The 24,269-nt window shown below is 54.5% G+C and carries 18 protein-coding genes; 3 read left to right on the forward strand and 15 right to left on the reverse strand.

What is annotated here, in order from left to right:
- Nucleotides 1-79: 79 nt before the first annotated feature.
- The 11 genes from ffh to ACTOVJ_RS03770 form a co-directional block, all read right to left on the reverse strand.
- Nucleotides 80-1,630, reverse strand: coding sequence for a signal recognition particle protein (gene ffh / locus ACTOVJ_RS03720; protein ID WP_449503636.1), 1,551 nt, complete (start codon nt 1,628-1,630; stop codon nt 80-82).
- Nucleotides 1,631-1,697: 67 nt separating this feature from the next.
- On the reverse strand, nt 1,698-2,819 hold the full coding sequence (gene ftsY / locus ACTOVJ_RS03725) for a signal recognition particle-docking protein FtsY (RefSeq protein WP_449504232.1): 1,122 nt from the start codon (nt 2,817-2,819) through the stop codon (nt 1,698-1,700).
- A 46-nt stretch (nt 2,820-2,865) separates the two neighbouring features.
- Nucleotides 2,866-3,237 carry a hypothetical protein gene (locus tag ACTOVJ_RS03730; protein ID WP_449502504.1) on the reverse strand — a complete coding sequence of 124 codons (372 nt, stop codon included), beginning with the start codon at nt 3,235-3,237 and terminating at the stop codon, nt 2,866-2,868.
- 156 nt (nt 3,238-3,393) lie between these two features.
- A complete protein-coding gene (gene smc, locus ACTOVJ_RS03735) occupies nt 3,394-6,930 on the reverse strand; it encodes a chromosome segregation protein SMC (protein WP_449504233.1) in 3,537 nt (1,178 codons plus the stop codon).
- A gap of 9 nt (nt 6,931-6,939) precedes the next feature.
- Nucleotides 6,940-7,344, reverse strand: coding sequence for a nucleoside-diphosphate kinase (gene ndk / locus ACTOVJ_RS03740; RefSeq protein ID WP_449502506.1), 405 nt, complete (start codon nt 7,342-7,344; stop codon nt 6,940-6,942).
- Nucleotide 7,345: 1 nt separating this feature from the next.
- Nucleotides 7,346-8,890, reverse strand: a complete 1,545-nt coding sequence (locus ACTOVJ_RS03745; protein ID WP_449504234.1) for a bifunctional folylpolyglutamate synthase/dihydrofolate synthase — start codon at nt 8,888-8,890, stop codon at nt 7,346-7,348.
- Entirely contained in the window at nt 8,883-12,074 is a 3,192-nt protein-coding gene (ileS, locus tag ACTOVJ_RS03750) for an isoleucine--tRNA ligase (RefSeq protein ID WP_449504235.1), read from the reverse strand. Before ileS ends, ACTOVJ_RS03745 begins: the two co-directional genes overlap by 8 nt.
- A gap of 183 nt (nt 12,075-12,257) precedes the next feature.
- A complete protein-coding gene (locus ACTOVJ_RS03755; RefSeq protein ID WP_449503523.1) occupies nt 12,258-13,124 on the reverse strand; it encodes a metal ABC transporter permease in 867 nt (288 codons plus the stop codon).
- Complete coding sequence (locus tag ACTOVJ_RS03760; protein WP_449503524.1) at nt 13,121-14,032, reverse strand: metal ABC transporter permease; 912 nt, start codon at nt 14,030-14,032, stop codon at nt 13,121-13,123. Before ACTOVJ_RS03760 ends, ACTOVJ_RS03755 begins: the two co-directional genes overlap by 4 nt.
- A complete protein-coding gene (locus ACTOVJ_RS03765; protein ID WP_449504236.1) occupies nt 14,032-14,769 on the reverse strand; it encodes a metal ABC transporter ATP-binding protein in 738 nt (245 codons plus the stop codon). The genes ACTOVJ_RS03760 and ACTOVJ_RS03765 overlap by 1 nt, the downstream gene beginning before the upstream one ends.
- Before the next feature lie 32 nt (nt 14,770-14,801).
- Nucleotides 14,802-15,749 carry a metal ABC transporter substrate-binding protein gene (locus tag ACTOVJ_RS03770; protein ID WP_449504237.1) on the reverse strand — a complete coding sequence of 316 codons (948 nt, stop codon included), beginning with the start codon at nt 15,747-15,749 and terminating at the stop codon, nt 14,802-14,804.
- Nucleotides 15,750-16,152: 403 nt separating this feature from the next.
- On the opposite strand from ACTOVJ_RS03770, the gene proC reads away from it, so the two are divergent.
- Nucleotides 16,153-16,959, forward strand: a complete 807-nt coding sequence (proC, locus tag ACTOVJ_RS03775; protein WP_449504238.1) for a pyrroline-5-carboxylate reductase — start codon at nt 16,153-16,155, stop codon at nt 16,957-16,959.
- A 776-nt stretch (nt 16,960-17,735) separates the two neighbouring features.
- On the opposite strand, the gene ACTOVJ_RS03780 is transcribed toward proC, so the two are convergent.
- Complete coding sequence (locus ACTOVJ_RS03780; RefSeq protein WP_449504239.1) at nt 17,736-18,380, reverse strand: coenzyme F420-0:L-glutamate ligase; 645 nt, start codon at nt 18,378-18,380, stop codon at nt 17,736-17,738.
- Between ACTOVJ_RS03780 and valS the strand changes: the two genes are divergently transcribed.
- Complete coding sequence (gene valS / locus ACTOVJ_RS03785; protein ID WP_449503529.1) at nt 18,379-21,030, forward strand: valine--tRNA ligase; 2,652 nt, start codon at nt 18,379-18,381, stop codon at nt 21,028-21,030. The genes ACTOVJ_RS03780 and valS overlap by 2 nt on opposite strands.
- A 91-nt stretch (nt 21,031-21,121) precedes the next feature.
- On the opposite strand, the gene ACTOVJ_RS03790 is transcribed toward valS, so the two are convergent.
- From ACTOVJ_RS03790 to ACTOVJ_RS03800, 3 genes are all read right to left on the reverse strand, one after another.
- A complete protein-coding gene (locus ACTOVJ_RS03790; protein ID WP_449502517.1) occupies nt 21,122-21,322 on the reverse strand; it encodes a hypothetical protein in 201 nt (66 codons plus the stop codon).
- A 6-nt stretch (nt 21,323-21,328) separates the two neighbouring features.
- The gene (locus tag ACTOVJ_RS03795) at nt 21,329-21,793 is read right to left on the reverse strand and encodes a hypothetical protein (protein WP_449504240.1); all 465 of its coding nucleotides are present in this window, start codon (nt 21,791-21,793) and stop codon (nt 21,329-21,331) included.
- 137 nt (nt 21,794-21,930) lie between these two features.
- The gene (locus ACTOVJ_RS03800; RefSeq protein ID WP_449504241.1) at nt 21,931-22,263 is read right to left on the reverse strand and encodes a thiol-disulfide oxidoreductase DCC family protein; all 333 of its coding nucleotides are present in this window, start codon (nt 22,261-22,263) and stop codon (nt 21,931-21,933) included.
- A 137-nt stretch (nt 22,264-22,400) separates the two neighbouring features.
- Here ACTOVJ_RS03800 and ACTOVJ_RS03805 point away from each other — a divergent pair, with 137 nt between their 5' ends.
- Complete coding sequence (locus ACTOVJ_RS03805; protein WP_449502519.1) at nt 22,401-24,230, forward strand: AMP-dependent synthetase/ligase; 1,830 nt, start codon at nt 22,401-22,403, stop codon at nt 24,228-24,230.
- Nucleotides 24,231-24,269: the final 39 nt, after the last annotated feature.

Raw genomic sequence — 24,269 nt, forward strand, 5'->3', positions numbered from 1 at the left:
AAAAAATCGGGGCCCCCTGTGATCCCTCTCTGGGGGGGGGGCCCGCCTTCCCCCCCGCCCCCACTCCACTGATCATGTACTACCTCAAAAATTTCTTCAAAGCCTCAATATCGATGTCACCCTGAGGTGTGTTCCCAGCGAACGCACTCCCCGACGATGAACCCTTGGTCTCGTTTTGAGCAGCCAATTCCTGCTGACGACGCTTTGCCGGATTACCACTGCGGCCTTTCTTCGAGCCGGATTTCTTCTTCGTTTTCTTGTTTTGCTTCTTCGTGAAGCCACCACCCATACCTGGCAGACCGGGAATATTTGGCATACCCGGCATGCCTCCCCCGCGCGACGCACGGCTCATCATCTTCTTTGCCTGCTCAAACCGATCCACAAGTGCGTTGACTTCAGTCACCGTGGTACCTGACCCCTTGGCGATGCGTGCACGACGCGAACCGTTCAAGATCTTCGGATCATTGCGCTCAGCCTTCGTCATCGACTGAACAATAGCGACTTGACGATCAATAGTGCGCTCATCAAATTGTTCGAGTTGATCACGGAACTGTCCCATACCGGGAAGCATCCCCATGATTTTCTTCATTGAACCCATCTTGCGCAATTGAGCGAGCTGAACCAAGAAATCATCGAGAGTAAACGTTCCCGACGTCATCTTCGACGCCATGTCCAAAGCCTGATCTTCTGACCAGGTCTTCTCCGCCTGCTCGATCAGGGTAAGAATATCGCCCATATCGAGGATTCTCGAGGCCATACGGTCAGCGTGGAAACGCTCGAAATCGCCCAGCTTTTCGCCAGTCGAGGCAAACAGAATCGGCTGTCCTGTCACTCCGCGAACCGAGAGTGCTGCACCACCGCGAGCATCGCCGTCGAGCTTGGACAACACCACGCCGGTGAATCCCACACCGTCACGGAAAGCAATCGACGTATTGACTGCATCCTGACCAACCATCGCATCGAGCACGAAGATAATTTCGTTCGGATTGACAGCATCGCGAATATTGCGTGCCTGCTCCATCATCTCTTCGTCAATACCGAGACGACCAGCCGTGTCGACAACGACCACGTCATAGAACTCATCCCAGCCACGTTGCACACCGCTACGTGCCACATCCACCGGATCACCGATGCCATTGCCAGGTTGCGGAGCCCAGACATCCACTCCCGCACGCTCGCCAACCACTTGGAGCTGATTTACGGCGTTGGGACGCTGAAGATCAGAAGCCACTAGAAGCGGTTTCTTGCCCTGATCCTTGAACCACTTTCCGAGCTTTCCAGCAAGAGTTGTTTTTCCAGCACCCTGGAGGCCAGCAAGCATCATCACAGTGGGACCAGATTGTGCCCAATTTAATTCGCGTGACTCACCGCCGAGCGCTTCAATAAGCTGTTCATTGACGATCTTGACGACCTGTTGTGCAGGGTTGAGCGCCTGGTTGCGAAGAGCACCTGTTGCTTCCTCGCGTACCGACGCGGTGAACTGGCGGACAACCGGCAGGGCAACGTCAGCATCGAGCAGAGCACGACGGATGTCAGAAATGACCGCCTCGACGTCGGATTCCGACAGCCGTCCGTGTTTGCGCAAGTTGCGCAGTGAACCAGTAATGCGATCAGAGAGCGAGTTGAACATATTTGCCTTTCAAAAAGTACCTCGGGCGATTCTATCGCGAAGTGCGGTGCGAAAATCTCAACGCGAGTTATGCCAGGATGGAATCCACAAAATCCTCGGGGCTGAATGGAGCCAGATCATCGGCGCCTTCCCCCAGACCCACAAACTTCACCGGCACACCCAAAGCCTTTTGTACCGAAATCACAATACCGCCCTTAGCCGTGCCATCAAGCTTGGTCAAGACAATACCTGTAATTCCTGTGACCTCGGCGAATACCTCAGCCTGACGCATACCGTTCTGTCCGGTGGTGGCGTCAAGAACCAGGAGAACTTCGCTTACTGGTGCCGTTTTCTCCATGACACGCTTGATCTTCCCGAGCTCGTCCATGAGACCAGCCTTGTTCTGCAAACGCCCTGCTGTATCGACGAGAACGACGTCCGTCCCAGTTTCCTTACCCTTCGCCACCGCTTCATATGCCACCGACGCAGGGTCGGCGCCCTCGCGATCGGAGGAGATAACTTCCACTCCTACGCGCTCGCCCCACGTGGTGAGCTGCTCAGCTGCAGCCGCACGGAACGTATCAGCGGCGCCAAGGAGCACTGTTTTTCCTTCGGCCACCAGAACACGTGCAAGTTTGCCTGTGGTTGTGGTCTTACCCGTGCCATTCACTCCGACCATGAGCACGGAAGCAGGTTCGCCATCAAGGTGAAGCGAGCGATCCATATCCGGACCGACAAGTTCGAGGAGTTCAGCACGTAAAATTGCCTTCGCGTCTGCGCCTGCTCCCTGAACCTTCATTTGTGTCTTCAAACGCTCTAGAAGTTCCGTCGTCGCATCCATACCGACGTCGGCAATGAGGAGAGTTTCTTCAAGCTCTTCCCAATCAGCAGCGGACAAATCAGCACGCGAAAGTACGGAGAGCAGAGCGGAGCCCATTCCACCAGAGCGAGCCAAGCGAGCACGAAGACGTTGCAAACGCGACGGAACCGATTCGGGCACCTCCACCTGTGGCATCTGTACAGGCTCAGCATTCAGCTCATCCGTTTCAGTGACCTGATGATCCTCGAGGACGTCGCTCGTGATCGAGTCAGATTGCTCCCACGGCAACTGCCCGGAGTTCACATCACGGTTCTTCTTTATCAGGACCATAGCGAGGCCAGCCACTGCCAGCACACCAACGATTGCAAAAATTAAATAGGTAGGGTTCACCCTTTAAGTGTGTCGCATTTGGCGGTTTTTCGCCACTTGCTCACGCTCATTCTTCGTTCTTGCGAAGACCTTTCGCCCGTGCAGCCATTGAGTTTGCGCCCTTCACAGCCGCCTCATACAAAACTCCGGAATACTCTTGGAGCTTCTCACCACCGGGAAGCAGGTCAAGTTCCTGCTCAACATCGCGGTTTGATCCTTCGCCAAAGGTGGAAAAGATATCGCCAACCCCTGCACGGCTCACGTTCACCTTCACCTGAACATCTTGGGGTGCCCGGGCATCATTCACACGAGTCTTCACCCAATTATTGACTTGTTCGGAATTGGTCAAATCCACGCCGTCAGCGCGCATCACCACGGCGGCGATAATGAAGATTGCAAGTGAGAGCAAAGCGAAGGTGAAAATAATCGTCCAAACCACGTGACCAATCTACGAAGTTCCGACAGAGATTTGGTATAGCGAAACGCACATTTTCGGTAACAATTAGGAAACTTTCGTGCGCATTTTGGTCACGCCAACATCGCGCTTACTTTCTGCACGCGCGTACCTCACCGACAGACGATATCGCGGCAGCAGCTAGAGACTTTCTGCTTTCGTCAGTTCCTTTAAGCGTTGAGAAATCACCGAGGTCACGCCGTCTTCTGCCATTGCCACGCCATAAAGCGTGTCAGCAATTTCCATCGTGCGCTTTTGATGCGTAATCACCAAAAGCTGCGAAGAATCCTGAAGCTCCTTGAAGATCTCGATCAGGCGCGAGAGGTTCACATCATCCAAGGCTGCCTCCACCTCGTCCATCACATAGAACGGGGAGGGACGAGCCTTGAAGATCGCCACAAGAAACGCTACAGCAGTAAGGGAACGTTCGCCGCCAGAAAGCAACGACAGCCGCTTGACCCGCTTACCTGGCGGACGAGCTTCAATCTCGATACCCGTCGTAAGGATCGAGTCAGGCTCAGTGAGCACCAAATGCCCTTCTCCCCCAGGGAAAAGTCGGGAAAACACTCCCTCAAACTCACGAGCGACATCTGCACACGCGCTTGTGAGTACCTGTTCCACGCGGGTATCGATATCGCGAACGATCCCGAGGAGATCATTTCTTGACTTTTTTAGATCCTGGAGTTGGTCAGTGATAAACCGCTGACGTTCTTCAAGAGCTGCATGTTCTTCGAGAGCAAGCGGGTTGATTTTTCCGAGCTTAGCCAAATCGCGCTCAGCTTTCGCGAGCCTCCGCTCCTGTGCTTCGCGTACAAAAGGAACCTCGCCGTCGACGGTAGGAACCATCACATGCGGCCCATATTCGGCAATAAGTGCGCCGGCGTCTACGCCGACTTGCTCAATTGCGCGCGCCTCAAGTTGGCTGTGAGCCATTCGCAGTTCAGTGAGAGCTACCTCGCGTCGGTGAGCAAGATCGTCAAGATCACGTTGTTCAGCGAAAAGTCGATCAAGGTGGCGACGCGCAGAGGCCAATTCAACATCCACTTGCGAAATCCGCAACTGCATTTCCTCACGTTCAGTTGTCACCTGTGACAGCAGTGTTGTGGTGAATGTGAATGCGCGTTGAGCGTCCTCACTGACACGTTGGGCGATCGTGGCACCAGCCGCCCGACGTTCAGCAGCGCGCTGTTCAGCGTCAATTCGTGCTTGGACTGTCTTTGCAGTATTTTCCAAAGCATCAGCTTGACCAACGATAGCGCGCATACGTTCCTCACGCGTGCGCAACTGAAGACGTGCTTCGGTTTCTTCAGCCATAGCCGCGATTGTTGCCCGATGAGCATCTTCGCGCTGGGTTTGAAGCTCATGTGCTCGACTCTCAAGAGCGACAGGGTCGCCGTTCTGGTTCGCGGCAAAGTCCTCAAGCTGTCGCTTTTCCTCAGTGTGTGTGGCAACGGCAGCGGCAAGCGCGTCAAGGCGATCTTGACCTTGCTGTACTTGCGCATTGGCTGCGTCGACTGTCTGACGAAGCACGCCCAGTTGTGCCGATAAACTAGCCAGATGCGAATCGCGAGCATTGAGCTGAGCTGCGATCTTCGCGTTCTCTTCCTCGAGTTCCAACAGCTCCTCTTGAGCAACGTTCACTGCCTGCTCACATCGTGTCTGTTCTATGCGTGCTTTCTCAGCTTGAGCAAGCGCGTCGTCAAAAGCTGACTGATGTGCAAGGAGAGCAGTTGCTGTCGCTTCCCCACCCCACGCATGGCCTTGCTCAATCACATCACCATCCATCGTCGCTACACGCCAAGCTCCAGCAGCAAGAAGCTTACGGGCAGTAGCCAAGTCAACAGTAAGAATCGTTCCAGCAAGAAGCGAAGCAAATTTTCCGCTCACGACGTCGGTCGCGAGGCAAGCATCATCATGCGCAAGTTGCGTGACATTGAGTACTTCTCGTGCCGCCTCGTCATCTTGGATAGGGTGCTCGAGGGGAAAAATGACTTCGATATGTCCGGCATTCGCCAGGCGCGCTGCTCGCAGAAGATCGAGCGCACCGTCGACGTCGTTGGTGTCGACTCCTGCTGCTGCCCCTGCAAATGCGGCCTCTGCAGCTCTTTCCCAACCATGTCGAACCTGGATCACATCACGTGCCAGGTGTACATCGTGTTCTTTAAGTGCCCAGGCTGTTGCGTCTTCTGGAGCAAGTGACAGCTTGAGGGTCTCGGCTTTTGTTCTCCACTCGACGGCGGCCGTCTGGGAAACGTTGAGAGCTGTGCGCGCCTCGTCGAGACGCAACTTTGCCTGGGTGAGTTCACGCGTAGAATCCTCGTATGATGCGGAGAGCTCATCATCCCCACCTGACTGGGCGGCGATATCACGTTCGAGGGTTGCGACCTGCATTTCAGACTCATGCAGTCTTTCCTTCGCTGCTTCCATGGACGCACATACACGGTCTCGTTCTTCGATCAAAGATTCTATTCGTGAGGTGAGCCCAGCAATTTTTCCGTTGACGCGCGCACTGTTTTCGCGTTGATCTGCGATCGCTCGTTGAGCAAGAGCCAGTTCTTTCTCCACCGCACGTTCATTGCTTTGCGCTTCCTGACGGCGATCGATCACTGCGTTGAGCACGTCGCGTGCTTCTTGAGCCTTGTGAGCCAATTCCTCCTCTTCTTTACGTGCACGTTGAGCACGCTCATAAAGATGCTGTGGTGATTCCCCACGATGGGTGGATGAACCAGCACTGCTCAGCGATCGAAAACGTTCAGTAGCGAGGGCAGCGAGCGATCGAAAACGTTCGTGTAATGACGTTAAGCGTTGCCATTGTTCGGTGAGATCAGCGAACTGCGCCATGGCAACCTGGGCAAGGTCATCGAGTTGGTTGACTTCCTCGCGCGCACGAGAAACCTGAAGGCGCATCTGCGAAGCACGCTCATTCATCGCAGACTCATCGAGGCTCTGGGCTTCCAGACGCGCTTGTGATTGCGCTAGATCATCGGCGAGGAGTCGGGCACGCGCATCGAAAACGTCCGCCTGAATCGTTTGTGCCCGACGAGCTGTGGCAGCTTGCCGCGCCAACGGCCCCAATTGCCGACGCAACTCACCAGCGAGGTCTTCGACTCGGGCAAGATTTCCTGCCATTGACTCGAGCTTACGTAGCGCCTTCTCTTTCCGACGCCGGTGTTTGAGGACTCCTGCGGCTTCCTCGATAAACCCTCGGCGGTCTTGTGCTGTCGCTGTGAGAACCTCGTCGAGTTTCCCTTGGCCGATGATGACATGCATCTCACGCCCCATACCGGTATCTGACAGCAACTCCTGGATGTCAAGCAATCGGGCAGGAGTGCCGTTGATCGCATACTCTGATCCGCCCGCACGGAAGAGGGTACGCGTAATGGTGACCTCGGAGTAATCGATTGGAAGGGCTCCGTCGGTATTATCGATTGTCAAGGACACTTCTGCACGACCAAGTGCTGGGCGTTTTGTTGTACCAGCGAAGATCACATCGGCCATATTGCCGCCGCGAAGGTTCTTCGCCCCTTGCTCACCCATCACCCACGCCAGTGCATCGACCACATTGGATTTTCCTGAGCCGTTCGGACCAACGACACAGTTGATCCCTGGCTCGAACCGCATCGTGGTGGACGCAGCAAAAGACTTAAAGCCCTTGAGCGTGAGTGTTTTGAGATGCACTGATATGCCTTAGAACCACACAGAGATCTCGCGTTCAGCTGATTCGACCGAATCGGAGGAGTGTATCAGGTTCTCGATTGCGTCTGTACCCCAGTCACGCCCAAAGTCGCCACGGATAGTGCCCGCGGCCGCCGACGTCGGATCGGTTGCACCACAGATTGAACGGACGCCTTCAACAACGCGCTCGCCGCAGATCACTGCAGCAATCATTGGGCCGGAACTCATGTAGGCGGCCATCGACGGATAAAAGGATTTTCCAACATGCTCGGCGTAGTGAGCAGCGAGCTGTTCATCTGAAGCAGTGAGCATTTTGAGGGAATCAATTGTGTAACCCTTGCGCTCGATACGCGCCAAGATTTCACCGGCAAGGTGACGACGAACAGCATCGGGTTTGAGCAGAATCAGAGTGCGCATATCATGCCTTATCTGGCGCCTGGGCGCCCATCATGTGGCGAGCCTGCCCCGCCAACATAATTGAACCGAGAACCACGGTGACTCCCGGCACCACGGAATCAGGATCTGCAGTTTCTGCCAGGTCCGATGCCCGCGTCATTGCATCCATCAAATTGTATTCAACTTCAACTCGTTCTTCACCGAAAATCTCACGTGCGATTTGTGCAAGTTCTTCAGGGTCGGCAGCTCGATCTGTTCCCTCAATTTGGGTGATGACAATAGAATTGAAAGCTGGCTCAAGTTCACTGAGCACACCTTCAATATCTTTGTCGGCCATCGCCGAATACACAGCAACGCGTGGACCGAGGAATGTTTCTTCTAGAGCCTCGCGGGTCACTTTCGCACCCGCAGGGTTATGCGCCGCATCCACCAGCACCGTTGGCGAGCGCTTGACAACTTCCATTCGCCCAGGTGAAACGGTGGACATGAGCGCGTGCTCGACCACCTCACCGGGGAGAGCTCCACCACCGAAAAATGCCTCAACAGCTGCTAAAGCCACTGCAGCATTTTCCGATTGGAAAGCTCCCAGCATCGCCAATGGAACGTCTTCATAGACAGCCGACGGAGTCTTCATCGTCACCATCTGTCCACCGAGTGCGCCCTCGCGGCTCACAACATGAAGATCCGCCCCCTCATGGATCACGGTGGCGCCCATCTGCGCTGCACGAGAAAGAATTTCGCGTGCAGCGTCCTCCACCTGTGCAGAGGTAACGACGGTTGCTCCTTCTTTGATGATTCCGGACTTTTCGTGAGCGATCTGAGAGATCTCGTATCCCAGCCACTTTTCATGATCACGAGAGATTGGCGTGATGACCGCTACTTCAGCATCAATGACGTTTGTCGCGTCCCATTCGCCTCCCATACCGACTTCGACGACAGCAACATCGATGGGCGCGTCGGCAAAGGCAGCGTATGCCATCACGGTGAACACTTCAAAGAAACTCATCCGTGGCCCGCCCTGCACGTCGACCATCTCGACAAAAGGAGCAACATCTTCCCACGCTTGGATAAACGACGCACGCGAAATAGCCTCACCGTCGATCGAGATACGCTCTCGGACGTTATTCAAATGCGGCGAGGTAAATCGCCCCGTACGCAACCCCCGTTCACGCAATAGAGCCTCAATCATCCGGGCAGTGGACGTTTTGCCGTTCGTGCCCGTGATGTGAATTGCTCGGAATGAGTTCTGGGGGTTGCCCATCATGTCAAGCACCTGTCGCACCCGTTCAAGAGATGGATGCACCTTGTGTTCGGGGGCACGCTGAATAATCTGGGTATAGATCCGCTTAACCTCAGACTCCAATTCGGCATCTTTGGCGAGGAGATATGCCGGGTCACAATCAGGATCGTCAGAATCCTTGATTTCTTCCACAATTCCCGCATCTGGCCCTGCGAATAGCGGCGATGAGAGAAGGCGCGCAAGCTCCGCCTCACGTTCATCGCGAGCGCTAATGTCGCCATTTTCCTCTTCGTCAATGAACGGATCATTCCCCAGATTGTCAGCCAATCTTTTCTACCTTCACTTCCAATGATTCTCCGCTTGAAACTGTCGCTTCAAGCGAAAGTGTTTCAGACTTGATGAACTCAAGATTCGCTTCGACTGCGCTCACACGGTCAACCGGAACGGTCAGTGCCAGTGCAATGCGATCAGCCACATGCAAATCATTTGCCTTGCGCTTGTCCTGAATTGCACGGACGACATCTCGAGCATATCCTTCAGCTTCAAGTTCAGGGGTCAGGACAGTGTCAAGTACCACGAACGATCCCGAGTCAAGAACAGATGCAACAGATCCTTCCTCAGCTTCAATCACTGTCGACACCTCATACTGCCCCTCAACCAGCGTGACCGGAGGCTCAACATGCATCAGCACACCGCCGTCGACCTTTTCCCAGTTACCCTCACGCGCCGCCTTAAACAACGCAGAGGTGAGCTTGCGCACAGACGGGTCCAGTTCACGCGGAAGTACAGAAAGCTCAGTACGAACTTCAAGTCCCGACTCCGACGCACCCTGGATCTTGACTTCCTTGACATTCACTTCACCTGCAATCAGTTCCCTGAAGGGAGACAGATCGAGTGGAGTAACAACCGTCATTGAGGCGAGAGGTTGGCGCACCCGCAACTTATTAGCCTTACGCAGAGCGTGAGCCGCCGAGACGACGTCGCGCACCTCGTCCATCACAGCGACCAGTTCCTTGTCAACAACCGAATCTGGCCACTGCGGCCAGTCGGTCAAATGAACGGAACGTCCGCCGGTAATGCCGCGCCAGATTTCTTCACCTACAAGTGGTAGGAGCGGAGCAGCGATGCGCATCAGCGCCTCAAGCGCGGTGTAAAGCGTATCAAAGGCAGAGAGATCCTCATTCCAGAAACGATCACGCGAGGTGCGAACATACCAGTTGGTCAGTAGCTCAACAAATTCGCGGATCTCATTAGCGCCTTCAGCAATTTCCAACGCGTCCAAGTGCTCACGCACTGAATCAGCAAGAAGCTTCACGCGGGACAAAAGGTAGCGATCCATGACGTCGAGTTCGTCCAACGAATCGAAGTCAACCTGCTTGCCGAGATAGCCTTCACCGTTATTCACCGTTCCGGCATACAGCGCGTAGAAATAGTAGGCGTTCCATAGAGGCAAGATGATGTGACGCATCGACTCACGAATGCCTTCCTCAGCAACCACAAGGTTGCCACCGCGAAGGACGGGCGAGCTCATGAGCATCCAGCGCACAGCATCCGATCCGTAGGTATCGAACATTTCCATCGGATCAGGGTAATTACGTAGCGACTTCGATGCTTTCCGCCCATCGTTGCCGAGGACGATACCGTGTGAAATCGCGCTCTTGAAAGCAGGTCGATCAAACAAAGCAGTAGACAAGGCGTGCATCACGTAGAACCAGCCGCGTGTCTGTCCGATGTATTCCACAATAAAATCGCCTGGGAAGTGCGTCTCGAACCATTCCTGGTTCTCGAACGGGTAGTGCACCTGAGCGTAGGGCATTGAGCCGGAGTCGAACCACACGTCCAAAATATCGCTCACGCGACGCATCGTGGACTTTCCTGTTGGATCGTCAGGGTTCGGACGGGTGAGCTCATCGATGAATGGACGGTGAAGGTTCGGGTTCCCGTCACGGTCACGCGGTACATCACCGAAGTCGCGGGCGAGTTCTTCGAAGGATCCGTACACGTCGGTGCGCGGGTAGTTCGGATCATCGCTCTGCCACACCGGAATCGGCGTACCCCAATAACGGTTACGAGAGATGGACCAGTCACGAGCGCCAGCGAGCCAGTTACCGAAAATGCCGTCCTTGATATAGTCAGGCTGCCAGGTGATGTCTTGATTGAGTTCAACCATGCGATCGCGGAATTCAGTCACTGCCACAAACCACGACGTGACAGGCTTGTACATCAGTGGCCTGCGGCAGCGCCAGCAATGCGGGTAGGAATGCACGTGAGATTGTTCGCGAACCAGCACAGCCCGAACCTCATCCGAGCGCCGTGCCATCGGCCCAGTCGAATCGCGCAGATCATTAATGATCGGACGGTTGGCATCGAAGATGTTCAGCCCTTCGTAGTCTGGGACATTCGCCGCCACTTTGCCGGCAGCATCGACGGTTTCAACAACCTTAATCTTCAGTCCCGACAGGATAAGCATGTCCTCTTCGCCGTACGGAGCAATGTGAACCAGTCCAGTTCCATCTTCCGTGGAGACATAGTCGGCGGTCGTTATTTGCCAAGCATTTTCGCCAGGAGTTTCGTCCTCGCGTGAGAAGTAATCGAAGATCGGATGGTATTTCTTTCCAGCGAGTTCCGTTCCCTTCATTGTGGACGTGATCGTGGGGTCTTCACCAAGTTCTTTGGCATACGCTGCGAGGCGCGACTGCGCAATGATGACCTTTTCACCTGCCAGCGGCCCTTCTGCCGGCTCCACAGTGACATAGTCGATCTGCGGGCCGACGGCGATAGCGAGATTCGATGGCAGCGTCCACGGCGTGGTGGTCCAGATCAGGGCAAGTTCGCCACTTTCCAGCCGCAAGCCGACGGTGACGGTGGTGTCTTGCCGATCCTGGTAGACGTCGGCATCCATCTTCAGTTCATGATTCGACAGAGGGGTTTGGTCATGCCAGCAATAAGGCAGTACTCGGTATCCCTCGTACACGAGCCCCTTATCGTAGAGCGTCTTAAAGGACCAGATCACCGATTCCATGAAGGACGGATCAAGAGTGGTGTAACCACCTGTGAAATCTACCCAGCGTGCCTGACGATTGACGTACTCTTCCCATTCGTTGACGTACTTGAAGACGCCTTGACGGCAAGCATCATTGAAGGTTTCGATTCCGATCTCGTCAATCTGTGACTTATCGGTGATCCCCAACATCTTCTCAGCTTCGAGTTCAGCAGGAAGTCCGTGCGTATCCCAACCAAAGACACGCTCAACGCGATGTCCACGCTGTGTTTGGTAACGTGCCACGAGATCCTTGACATAGCCGGTGAGGAGGTGGCCGTAATGCGGAAGGCCGTTGGCAAATGGCGGACCATCGTAAAAAACGAATTCGTCACCCTCGCTACGCTGATCAATCGATGCCTGGAAAGTGTTATCGTTCTTCCAGTATTCGATAATATCGTTTTCCAATGTGGGGAAATTTGGCGACGCGACCAGCTCAGTATCGCGGTGAAGCGGATATTTGGCGCTCAATGTGGCTCCTCGGGTTAACGTAATACCTTACGAGGACGCATATGCGCGGTACCACCTCGCTTGCCGCTTACGCGACCACTTCATTTGGGATTTTGACGGATCCAACCCGCCCGGTTCTAATGAGCGCTCAGGCCGTTCTTCCGGGTGCTCCCCGGTGATAGCCGGATCTACACCTTTCCTACTTTACCGAGTGCGCCCGCGCGCTTCCAGCCCAATTTTCCGCACCACCGCGGCAACGACGAACATCACACCATCAAGCGTTGCCATAGCAGCCGACGTCGGCAATTCAAGTTTCCATGCGATCGCGAAACCTGCAAGCGCACTCGCGAGCGCGACGACGCCGGTAAGCGCGATTGCCCCTGAAAGCCTACGGGCGAAGAGCATTGCGACAGCTGCAGGGCAGATCATGAGCGCTACAACGAGAATCGAACCCGCAACGGCGAACGCGCTCACCACCGTCAACGCAACAAGAACCATAATTCCGTTCTCAACTGCCACAACAGGCATCCCCGCAGTGAGGGCAAATTCGCGATCAAAGATTGACACCTTAAGGACACGGTAAAAGACACCGATGTACAGACCAGTGAGAGCAAAGACAGCGAGTAGTGGCCACATTGCAGCAGGACCGTAGTTGATGCCCTTGATAATGATGTGCTCGCTCCTCAACGCCATGAGGTTCAAATCACCGGCGAGCACTGTATTTTCTGACACGTGAACTCCACGGAACGTGGTCGACATCATGAGCACACCGAGCGCGAAGAGGGCGGGAAAGACAACTCCCTGATCGGCGTCGCCCGTGACTAACCGACGCGAGCGTAACCAATTCGATACCCAGACAATGAGCAAGCCCATCAATGTGGCAGCCACAGTCATCACGGGTGAATGAAGCGTCCCTGTGATGGCAACGCCGATCACAATCCCGGGCAGGACAGCATGAGAGATTGCGTCGATGAGCATCGACTGGCCCCGTAAAACGATAAACACGCCGGGAAGGGCACATGTCAACGCTGTCACGGAAGCGAGAAGAAAGGCAGCAGCAATAAAACTCATGCGCACACCTCCACACGAGGCACATCAAGAACGCGCAAACGCTTATGCCTCCACGACACCACAGCGCGGACAAGCAACGATACAAGAAAGGCAGCGAAAAGTACCAGCACAACAATCGGCCCAGTAGGGATATTCCCCAAAGAAATCGAAATATAGGCACCAGCCGCTCCAGCGAGTGCCCCCATCGTGCTTGAGGCGAGAACCATTGCCAGCATCGAGGAAACAAAAGGGCGAACTACGGCTGCAGGCATTAAAGCGAATGCCACCACAAGAATAATGCCTACCGATTTCACTCCCAGCACGATTGCAATCGTCACCACGCATGTCAAAGCCCCATCAACCAACCGTGGTCTGAAACCCCCAACGCGTGAGAGGACGGGGTCAAAGACGAGTAGCGCAATCTCTTTCCACAACGCAATGACAACGAGGCTAGCCACGGCACCTAAAGTTGCCACTGTGTAGAGGTCAACCGCACGAACCGTTGCCGCATTACCGAAAAGATAACTCATAATTCCGGCTTTCCCCGGAATTTTGGAGTGGTTGAGAATATGAATTGCACATAGACCACCTCCGTAGAAAAGGGAAAGTGCGACAGCCATCGCCGCGTCCGGCTTAGTCGGAGTGTTGGACACCACCCAGTTTGCAAGGGCAACAGCCACAAATGCGGAAGCCGCCGCGCCCAAGGAGACAACAAGCGTCGATTGACCATTTGCTCCGAGAAAGGCCGCGATACTGAATGCGCCAACCACGCCAAGGATTGCCGAGTGTCCCATCACATCACTCATCAGTGACTGTGCGCGCATGTAGAGAAATGACCCTGCTCCCCCCGCGAAGAAGCCAACGAGTAAGACAGCAAAGAAAGTCGTACGAAACCCGTAAGTCGCAAAGAAATGTCCGAGAGGAATCATCAGTGCGCATCCTCCGTTGTCGTTTCTGAGGGGATGCCGTAGGCTTTAGCGACGATGTCGGGAGCCAGCACGCGTCCAACAGACCCGGAAGCCACAACATTGCCGTCTGAGAGGAGACTCGCGTGCGAGGCGAATTCATTCACGGTCGCCAAGTTGTGATGCACCAGGACGATCGTTGCTCCGTGATTAATCTGTTCGCGCAAGATATCAAGAATGGTGGCTTCGGATGCCATGTCAACGCCAGCGAAAGGCTCATCCATTAAGAGCAGGTCAGCTTTTTGCGCGAGAAGACGTGCCACGAAGACGCGTTGTTTTTGTCCGCCCGAGAGGGCGCCAATGTGTCGCCCAGCCACATCTTCGAGCCCTGCCCGTTCAATCGCTTCGGCAGCGAGGCGCTTTTGCTCACGACCAGGACGTTTAAACCACCCCAACGTTGGGTAGGTTCCCATCGCCACGACGTCGGCGACTGTGATAGGGAAGTCCCAGTCAACTCCGGCGACCTGGGGCATATATCCCACACGCGGACGCACTTTGTTCAACGGTTGCCCGAAGAAATGAGCCTCGCCACTCGATGCGATCAACCCCAGCGCAGCTTTGAGTGACGTCGATTTTCCTGAGCCGTTTGGCCCGACAATCGCGTGGACACTCCCCTGGGTGACAGTGATATCTACACTATTGAGTGCGCGCACCTGTCCATAAGATGCACTGAGTTTACGCATTTCGAGTGGCGAGGTCATTCGGCCCTTCCTTTACTGGTTCCCCAGTGGGATCACTTGGTCAGTGCAGCGGCAATTGCCTTGGCATTGTGCTCGAAAGCGCCAAGGTAGGTATTCACCGGCGCCTCTTCACCGAGAGTATCAGCGTAAAGAACCTGGTCAGAAACCTCTACCTTGCCTCCCTTGGCTGCCACAGATTCCTGGAGATGCTTGATAATCTCTGGGTTCTTGAGGTTGTCCTGGAAAACAACGTGAACATTCTTCTTCGCAATCATGCTAGCGAGCTCATCGAGCTGAGATGCACTCATCTCTGACTCAGAAGAAACAAAATCGGTAGCGTGGATTTCCAAACCAAAGGCCTTACCGAGGTAGTTGAAGGCGTCATGCCCGGTCACAAGCACGCGCTTTTCTGCCGGGATCGAATCAAAGACCTTCTTAGCATTGTCGAATGCCAAATCAATCTTTGCGGTGTAATCCTTGGCGTTCTTTTCATAGGTGTCTTTGTTTGCCGAATCAATCGAGGAGAGCTTCGATGCGATGGCGTTGACTGCATACTTCCAGATCACAGGCGAATTCCACACGTGCGGATCATGACCAGCAACTTTGCCGTCCTCTTCCCATGGCAAAAGCTCTTTTTCTGGGATCGCTTCGGCCGCCGGTAGAGAGCGGTCACCAAGATTGTCGAGCTGTTTCATCATCTTGTGTTCCATGTCGTGGCTGGTCCAGACAACCAGATCCGCGGCATCAACCTTTTCAATATCAGCAGTTGTGAGCTCTTGGGTATGTGGATCCCCTCCGGGCGCAACGAGAGTGGTCACCTTAGCCTTCGGCGCAATATTTGCGATTGCATCGGCGAGGTAGCCGGTCGTGGCGACAATGTTGAGTTCTTTCGCTGCTGCGCTCCCCGACGTCGAGGGAGCCTTCGGGGTTTCCGAACAACCAGTCATTCCTACAGCCAGGAGCGCTGCAGAGGCAAGTGCTGCAATGCGATTCAGTTTCATTGTTTTTCCTTGAAATATATGACCATCTGAGCCAACAAATTAGGGTAGCCTAACTTTGTCGTTAAAGTTAGGCTACCCCAATTGACGCATATGTGTCGCAAAAGTCTACTACATCACTTGACTACATACATGAATTTCACCGCTTTTGCGACTATTTCTCATAAAAGTGTCTCGATTAATTAGTCGAATGCCACCTCTCGTCACATGCACCACACCCTCCCTACTGCGTCAGCCTTCGCTTGGTCTGCGCACATCCTCACCACGAAAATTTCTGAGTGCGAACCGTCCCTGGAGCAATAGATGCGGAACAAAGGGAACCACAATACCCCCTCACCACACGAGTAACTATGAGCACAACGTCGGCTATGACAAAATAGGGAACGTCACAACACGAGGAGGAGCGATGCTCGGCTTTATTGGATTAGGAAACATGAACAGCGCAATTTTGCGCGGGGTACTCGCAGCGCACATCGTTGAGCCGGCGAATATTTCTTTCACTCGCTCAAACGCTGAAGCAGGACATGCGGTTGCGAAAGAACTCGGCATCAACTTTTCTCCCTCCAACCAGGCGTTAGCCCAGGCACTAGGCGACGGCGATGTGATTATCTGCGGCGTCAAACCTCACCTCATGATGGATGTGTTGAGAGAACTAGGTGACGATGCACGAGGAAAAGTCATCGTCTCCGTTGCCGCAGGGATCGCGATCGAACGCCTCGAGTCGGCTCTCCCCGAGCAGACGTCCGTTATTCGAGTAATGCCGAATGTGCCCGCCCAGGTCGGCGCGGGAATCACGGCGCTCGCGGCAAATGCACACACTTCCCAAGATGAACTCCATGCTGCCCAAATACTCTTTGGCGCAGTTGGCGAAACAGTCTCTATCGCAGAGCCTCATTTCGCTACTTTCTCAGCAATCGCTGGCTGCTCGCCCGCGTGGACACTCACCTACATTGACGCTCTCTCACGCGGTGCGCTCGCGGCAGGGATGCCAAAGGATGTTGCCTTGAAGGTAGCGTCACAGGCGGTGCTCGGAACCGCGAAATATGCCCTCGAAATGATGGATCAAGAGCGTCCAGCCCAGCTCCTTGATCGCGTTACCTCACCAGGCGGTACAACCGTGGCAGGACTGATTGCGATGGAAAAGGCAGGATTTTCCAGCTCAGTGATTCGCGGAGTCGAGGCAGCAATCGCAAGGGACGCACAGCTCGGCTAGCGATGTCTGGTACGCACATAGAGGTGAAGTCCTGATGAAAGATAAGAAAAGGACAACCACCCCTTGCACTAGCTAGCGCATTTCTTCTATCACCGAGCAACACTGCGTTTGCCGCAGAAGGAGCAGTGAAGACGCACTTAAACACCAAGGTGAATGTCAGATTCTAGCGAATAACAAACTAACAGACCATAAGCTAAGCGCCCCCTGTGGAGGCCACCTTTTGCGTAACCATCACAAGGGGTGGTGAGTGCTCTCATAGTCTGGAAAATTGCTCCGATCTCTTTCGCGATTTTCGCATTCACATCGGTAGCTTTCTTTGCATTGCTTTTGGTGTGCACCGTAACCGCCGCAGGGTGGGCAATATGCTCGAAGTTTCAAGCGGCAACTACCACAAAAGAGGCATCACCCACTCCTACTCAAGGAATGGGCAAGCACCCGGAACACCGCGTATACTCGCGTGGAACACTGCAGGGGCCGTCTCTGAGGATGCGCTCATCGAATTGGCTCGTTGCACTCAGATCAACCGTTGCACCGATATTGCCTGCGCATTAGGACAAAACCAAGCTGGAACCTAGCCAACATTCCTGCCCTCATGGTGAGGTTCGCCAATTGATCACATATTGATAGGTCAAAACTTCACTCCCCTGTGGTTTCGCGTACCAGATCTTTCACGAGGCTCTGACCATCGTCCGAGATTCGGAATCGTTAAATTGCCTAGCAAATAGATTTTCGGTCTTCACACGGAGCAACGGTCGCCACCACTCATCTGGGATGATTTAGTCCTCCCAGGTGAGGACTTCGAGGCCACGGATAACGACGACGGGAGTGTTTTCTAGCTCCATCACTGTTCCCGCGAGCGCGGCTAACGCATCGGCCACAGGAGCACCGGCGTCGGTGGAATGATCGACGCCGGCCCGCCCAATAGCGATATCGGCGCCAGAGCGTGATGAGGCAGTAATCAGGACACCGGCGCGCCCACCGAAACGAGCAGCTAATCCGCGCCGAATCTGGCTCGCTGCGTCATCGGGATCGACGGGGGCTTTCAGCCCAAGCTTCTGTGGTATTCCCGCGCGCGTGCGGAAGCCGTCGGGCTCGGCGCCTTCTTTGTGCCAGCGGCCTTGCGCCTTGGCAACAATTTTTCCTGCAATCGCCACAATGTCTGCCCCGCGCAAATGTTCACCATTCTCAAGGGAGTTCAGCGCAGAACCAATCACAGCAGCGATGTCGTCGCCGCCAGCGATCTGCGCAACTGTGTGCACCGGGAATATTTCGATCATGTACCACAGCTTACCGATCGACACCTGCTGCACACAGGTTGAGTCGCGCTGGCTCAGAGATAGCACACCGGCGTCGGCGATGTCACGGACAGGGACGTTCCTCGATGCCGTAAAACGCGCCTGCGCGTGAGAGAATAACCCCATGACTCAAAATAAATCCGCATTGCTCGATCACACGGAGGTTCCGGATAGGGCGTCCCTCGAAGGTCTCGAGGATCGCTGGGAGAAGTCCTGGACTGATAACCGCACCTACAGCTTCAATCGCGAGACCACGCGCGAAGCCGTCTATTCTGTGGACACTCCCCCGCCCACGGTTTCTGGTTCGCTTCATGTCGGCCACGTTTTCTCGTACACCCACACTGATGTGGTGGCTCGATACCAGCGCATGATTGGCAAGAACGTCTTCTACCCGATGGGTTGGGACGATAACGGTCTGCCCACCGAGCGCCGTGTGCAGAACTATTACGGCGTGCGCGTAGATCCGTCGCTGCCTTACGAAGAGAATTTTGTTCCCCCGCACGACGGCGGCGACGGCAAGTCGATCAAGTTCGCTGACCAGAAGCCTATTTCGCGTAAAAACTTCATTGAGCTGTGCTGGAAGCTCACCGCTGAGGACGAGAAGCAGTTCGAGGCGCTGTGGCGCCGTCTCGGCCTCTCAGTGGACTGGGAGCAGAATTATCAGACTATCGGTTCGAAGGCTCAGAAAGTTGCGCAGGCTGCTTTCTTGAAGAATCTCGAACGTGGTGAGGCCTACCAGGCTCAGGCGCCTGGCCTGTGGGATGTGACGTTCCAGACGGCGGTGGCTCAGGCAGAGCTCGAAGCTCGCGAGTACCCCGGCGCGTATCATGCACTGGCATTCCACGCGAAGGACGAAGACGTCATCATTGAAACCACACGTCCAGAACTTCTTCCGGCGTGTGTGGCGTTGATTGCTCACCCGGATGATGAGCGCTACCAGCATCTGTTCGGCACGACGGTGACCTCGCCGGTCTTCGGTGTTGAGGTTCCTGTTGTGGCTCACCCGATGGCTGAGATCGATAAGGGCGCTGGTATTGCGATGTGTTGTACGTTCGGTGACCTCACTGACGTCGTGTGGTGGCGTGAACTTGACCTGCCGATGCGCACGGTCCTGGGCAAGGACGGACGCATGAACCGCACCATGCCAGAGTGGATCACCACCGAAGCTGGCCAGAACATGTACGCCGAGATGGCCGGTAAGACCACCTTCTCCGCCCGCAAGGCTCTCGTTGAGAAGCTCAAGGAAACTGGCGAAATGATCGGCGATGAGAAGCCGACCTCGCGTATGACCAACTTCTTCGAGAAGGGTGATAAGCCTCTCGAAATCGTCACCTCGCGTCAGTGGTACATCCGCAACGGCGGACGCGCTTATGAAGAAGCCAATGGCAAGGATCTGCGTCAGAACCTCCTCGCACGTGGCTCGGAGCTCGCTTTCCATCCTGATTTCATGCGCGTGCGTTACAACAACTGGGTTGAGGGTCTGAATTCTGATTGGCTCGTGTCACGTCAGCGTTACTTCGGTGTGCCGTTGCCGCTGTGGTACAAGGTCAACGACGCTGGCGAAGTTGATTATGACGCCGTGATTTCCCCCTCGATTGATCAGCTCCCCATTGATCCGACGACGGACGTTCCCGCCGGTTACACCGAAGATCAGCGCGGCGTTGCCGGTGGCTTCGTCGGTGAAGTCGACATCATGGACACCTGGGCAACTTCCTCGCTCACTCCGCAAATCGCCGGAGGGTGGCTGACAGACGAGGATCTGTTCGCCAAGGTTTACCCGATGGATGTACGTCCGCAGGGTCAGGACATTATCCGCACGTGGTTGTTTTCCACTGTTGTGCGCGCTCACCTTGAGTTCGGCGCACTTCCGTGGAAGAATGCCACGATCTCGGGTTGGATCCTCGATCCTGACCACAAGAAGATGTCGAAGTCGAAGGGCAACGTCGTCACCCCGCTTCAGCTTTTGGAGAAGCATGGATCGGACGCAGTTCGTTACTGGGCCGCGTCGGCTCGCCTGGGTACGGATGCTGCTTTCGATGAGCAGCAGATGAAGATTGGGCGCCGTCTGGCAATGAAGGTGCTCAACGCGTCGAAGTTCGCTTTGTCGATGGGTGGCGAAGGAGCGGTAGATCTCGATCTTTCCAAGGTCAGCGAAGTTCTCGATCGCGCATTGCTCGCTCGCCTCGCTCAGGTTGTGGACGGCGCAACCACCGCTTTTGAGAAGTTCGACCATACCCGTGCACTGGAAATCACCGAGTCTGCTTTCTGGGCGTTCTGTGATGACTACCTCGAGTTGGTGAAGGATCGCGCCTACGATCGTGACGGCGTGTACTCGGCTGCAGGCCAGATGGCTGCAGTGGAATCGGCTCGCGTCACGCTCAACACCGCGGTTGATACTTTCGTTCGTTTGCTGGCACCGACTCTCCCCTTCGCAACTGAAGAGGTGTGGAGCTGGTACCGCGCAGGTAGTGTTCACCAGGCACAGTGGCCGACGTCGCAGGCTCTGGTTGACGCGGCAGCTGGTACTGACGCAGATATCTTGAAGTCTGCTGGCGCTGTTCTTCAGGCACTGCGCAAAGTGAAGTCGAATGAGAAGGTCTCGCAGCGCATGGCATTCACCTCGTTGTCTGTGACCGTGCCGAGCGAAGACGTATCTGATGTTGAGGCAGTGATTGAGGATCTGAAGTCCGCAACTCACGCTACGGGTTCTTTCACGATTACCGCAGGTGAGGAGCTTGAGGTCACAGCGTATGAATTAGATCGGCCAGCTGAGTAAATAACTGATCTCTAACACGGCTGATTTCTAGCGCCAAATGTGTGGGAGGGAAAGATCAAAGCGATCTTTCCCTCCCACACAAACGCTGAGTCTATGCCATTGGCTGAGTGTACTGCGATTGCACAACACTTGCCGCACTGCTTTCCTTTGCCATGTCACTTTCCTTCTGGCGAATAAATACCTTGAGGAGCTTAATCGCATAAAACAGAAAAATAACAGCTAAAACAAGTGCAACGATTTCAAAAATTCCAATAAGAATCGGCAAGATCAAAATTGGCGCATCAAAAAACATGTGATATCATCCTTTCTTTGAATACTTGTGAACTGTCCAAACAGTGTCACCCATCCCAACATGCGCTTCTACCCAGAACGTAGTTCCTACAGGAAAACCCTTGAAGGAAAGACTCACATCATCAACAATTGGAATTTCCACAGAAGACGCAACCACCGAGCCGTCGTGATATCTTTCAATGCGAACTTTTTCCCCGCTAATGACATTTTCTTCAACTACTTGTGGAGCCACACCAGACATAGAATCCCAGAGCTGACCACGCTCCAATTTTTCAATCAATCTTTTTTGATCGTAAAGAGAGACATCATAGTAGTCGAAAAATGTTTCTAATTCCTCGACTTGATCAGCAGATAGCCTTGTAGCAACCTGCGATTGAACGATTAAAGGTTCTGCCATAGCTTGAGTTGTCGGAGCCGAGATAGCCCCTGCGAAAACAAAAGCAGCGACCGCAGTAAAAATCCTTCGGTACATAACTTACTCCTATTCCTTAAAGGAAAATCACACCATTGTGACGTCTCTTATAGCACACAGAGAAAATTCAATTTCAAAGGTTTTTCAAATCAATTAGCGGCTTACTCTTTCGAGCAACTGCAGAGAATCCGACAAAATCAATTTTGCGTAGGTATTTTGCACAGCGTGGATTTACGGTTCGCAGATACCCACCGATAGATGCGCCGCGCAAAAGGCGCAATCGGTTTGAAAGCAATAATATTGCCTGTCATACGCCAGAGGAAAGTGCTGCGGCGCAAGAGCATTGCGATCGCCATATGCTCGGTATATTCGTGTCCATTAACCACGGCCATCGCTGTACGTTCCAGATCCGTCGTCGTCGCTCGTTCGTAACGATAGGAAGGCACAAACTCGACGTCGTGCACACGGGGAGAAAAATATTGCACGACGCGAGTACAAAAACCGCAGTCGTGATCGTAAACAAATTCCATGTCAAACCTTTCACATACACTGTGCTTCGTTGGATATCCTAGCGATATGGACGGCATTGCGCGTCAGCCCGAGGTTCTACCTTCCAAACCGTAAGTTACGGTATCGTAGTTCCAAGGAACAGTACCGAAGGAAGAATATGAAAAAGATTATTGACGAAGAAGGCGTGGCATACACCCCTGGAAAGTTCCATGTGGAAGACACACTGTCGATTCCCAAATGGCTTCTCCAGCTAGCATCGGATCGTCCACTTGCCACAGTGATCGAGCGTAAGGTTGGACTCGGCAACGCGTGGGTACCCGTCACTTATCGCCAGTATATCGGCGAAATTCGCGCACTGGCACGCGGCTTGATCGCACATGGAGTAAACCCGGGCGACAACGTCGCCATCATGGGGCACACCTCCGATAGCTGGTCGATGATTGATTTTGCAGTCCAGATGGTTGGTGGTGTAGTCATTCCAATCTACGAAACCGACACTGCCCCCCAGATCGAATGGATCTTCGAGGATTCCAACGTTCGGTTCGCGTTCGCCGAAGACGAATCAATGGCTGGCGTCATGAAGCCGATGATTGAACGCTTCGAGAACCTCGAAGAAGTGTTCGTGATCGCGAACGACGCAATCTCCACACTGACGGCTGAAGGACACGTTGATCTCGACGCAGAGCTTGATCGCCGCGTCGAAGCCCTTCGAGCCGACGACATCTTCACCGTGATCTATACCTCGGGCACAACCGGACGCCCGAAGGGGGTGGAGCTCACGCATCGCAATTACCTTCACACCGCGATCAATGGCCCCCTTGATGACCAACTCAAGCCCGCATTGCGCGAAGGCGGTCGAGTGTTACTCTTCTTGCCGCTCGCTCATTCCTTTGCGCGTTTCATCAACCTTGCGGTGATGTATGCGGGGATGCCGATCGGCTACTCCCCCGATGCGAAGAACCTGGTAGCCGATATGCAGTCCTTCCGCCCCACCTTCGTCCTTGCTGTGCCTCGTGTTTTCGAGAAAATCTACAACGCAGCCGATGTGAAAGCAGGACGCGGAGCGAAGCTGAAGATGTTCCGCTATTTCGCCAAAGTTGCTATCGGATACTCTCGCGCACTCGATACACCGGCCGGCCCCTCACCATGGTTGAAAGCTCAGCGCGAAGTTGGCGACAAACTCGTGTATTCCAAGATTCGCCAGATCACCGGCGGCCAGTTCGAATGGGCAGTGTCGGGTGGCGCCCCGCTCGGGCCGCGTCTGGCACACTTCTTCCGCGGGATCGGTATGCCGATTCTCGAAGGCTATGGTTTAACAGAATCGTCGGCGCCGACGTCGGTGAACCGCTGCAATCGGATGCGGATCGGCTCAGTTGGCCCGGCTTACGCAGGCACCTACGTCAAAGCATCCGAGGACGGCGAAATCCTCATTAAGGGTGAACACGTCTTCCGTTCGTACCGGAACAATCCTGAGGCAACCGCGCAGGCGTTTACTGAGGACGGTTGGCTCAAGAGCGGCGACCTCGGTCACGTCGACGAAGAAGGTTTCATCTGGATCACTGGGCGAAAGAAAGAACTGATTGTCACCGCCGGGGGCAAGAACGTCTCCCCCGCTGAGCTTGAAGACCGCCTGCGCGGGCACCCTCTGATTTCGCAGGTAGTTGCTGTCGGTGATCAAAAGCCATTCGTCTCGGCTCTCATCACGCTCGATCCGGACATGCTTCCAGGTTGGCTGCGCAACCACAACCTGCCTCAGATGTCGCTTGCTGACGCCGTGACCGATCCTCAGGTCATTGCGGCGATTGATCGTGCAGTCAAGCGTACGAACCAGCAGGTCTCGCGTGCAGAATCGATTCGCAAGTTCACGATTCTTCCCACGGACTTTAGCGTAACAAACGGCTATCTCACGCCGTCAATGAAGGTAAAACGCACAGCTGTCCTCAAGGGATTTGCCGCCGAGATCGACAAGATCTACGAGGGCAAATAGTTATTGACTCATTCAGGTGAGGGGCGCTGTGGAACATTT

The sequence above is a fragment of the Arcanobacterium sp. (ex Cirak et al. 2026) genome (assembly GCF_053585065.1).

Coding starts and splice junctions, on each gene's coding strand:
- ffh (WP_449503636.1), bottom strand. CDS start 1,630: ATGTTCAACTCGCTCTCTGATCGCATTACTGGTTCACTGCGCAACTTG.
- ndk (WP_449502506.1), bottom strand. CDS start 7,344: ATGCGCACTCTGATTCTGCTCAAACCCGATGCTGTTCGTCGTCACCTT.
- ACTOVJ_RS03755 (WP_449503523.1), bottom strand. CDS start 13,124: ATGAGTTTTATTGCTGCTGCCTTTCTTCTCGCTTCCGTGACAGCGTTG.
- ACTOVJ_RS03760 (WP_449503524.1), bottom strand. CDS start 14,032: ATGATTCCTCTCGGACATTTCTTTGCGACTTACGGGTTTCGTACGACT.
- ACTOVJ_RS03765 (WP_449504236.1), bottom strand. CDS start 14,769: ATGACCTCGCCACTCGAAATGCGTAAACTCAGTGCATCTTATGGACAG.
- ACTOVJ_RS03770 (WP_449504237.1), bottom strand. CDS start 15,749: ATGAAACTGAATCGCATTGCAGCACTTGCCTCTGCAGCGCTCCTGGCT.
- proC (WP_449504238.1), top strand. CDS start 16,153: ATGCTCGGCTTTATTGGATTAGGAAACATGAACAGCGCAATTTTGCGC.
- valS (WP_449503529.1), top strand. CDS start 18,379: ATGACTCAAAATAAATCCGCATTGCTCGATCACACGGAGGTTCCGGAT.
- ACTOVJ_RS03780 (WP_449504239.1), bottom strand. CDS start 18,380: ATGGGGTTATTCTCTCACGCGCAGGCGCGTTTTACGGCATCGAGGAAC.
- ACTOVJ_RS03790 (WP_449502517.1), bottom strand. CDS start 21,322: ATGTTTTTTGATGCGCCAATTTTGATCTTGCCGATTCTTATTGGAATT.
- ACTOVJ_RS03795 (WP_449504240.1), bottom strand. CDS start 21,793: ATGTACCGAAGGATTTTTACTGCGGTCGCTGCTTTTGTTTTCGCAGGG.
- ACTOVJ_RS03800 (WP_449504241.1), bottom strand. CDS start 22,263: ATGGAATTTGTTTACGATCACGACTGCGGTTTTTGTACTCGCGTCGTG.
- ACTOVJ_RS03805 (WP_449502519.1), top strand. CDS start 22,401: ATGAAAAAGATTATTGACGAAGAAGGCGTGGCATACACCCCTGGAAAG.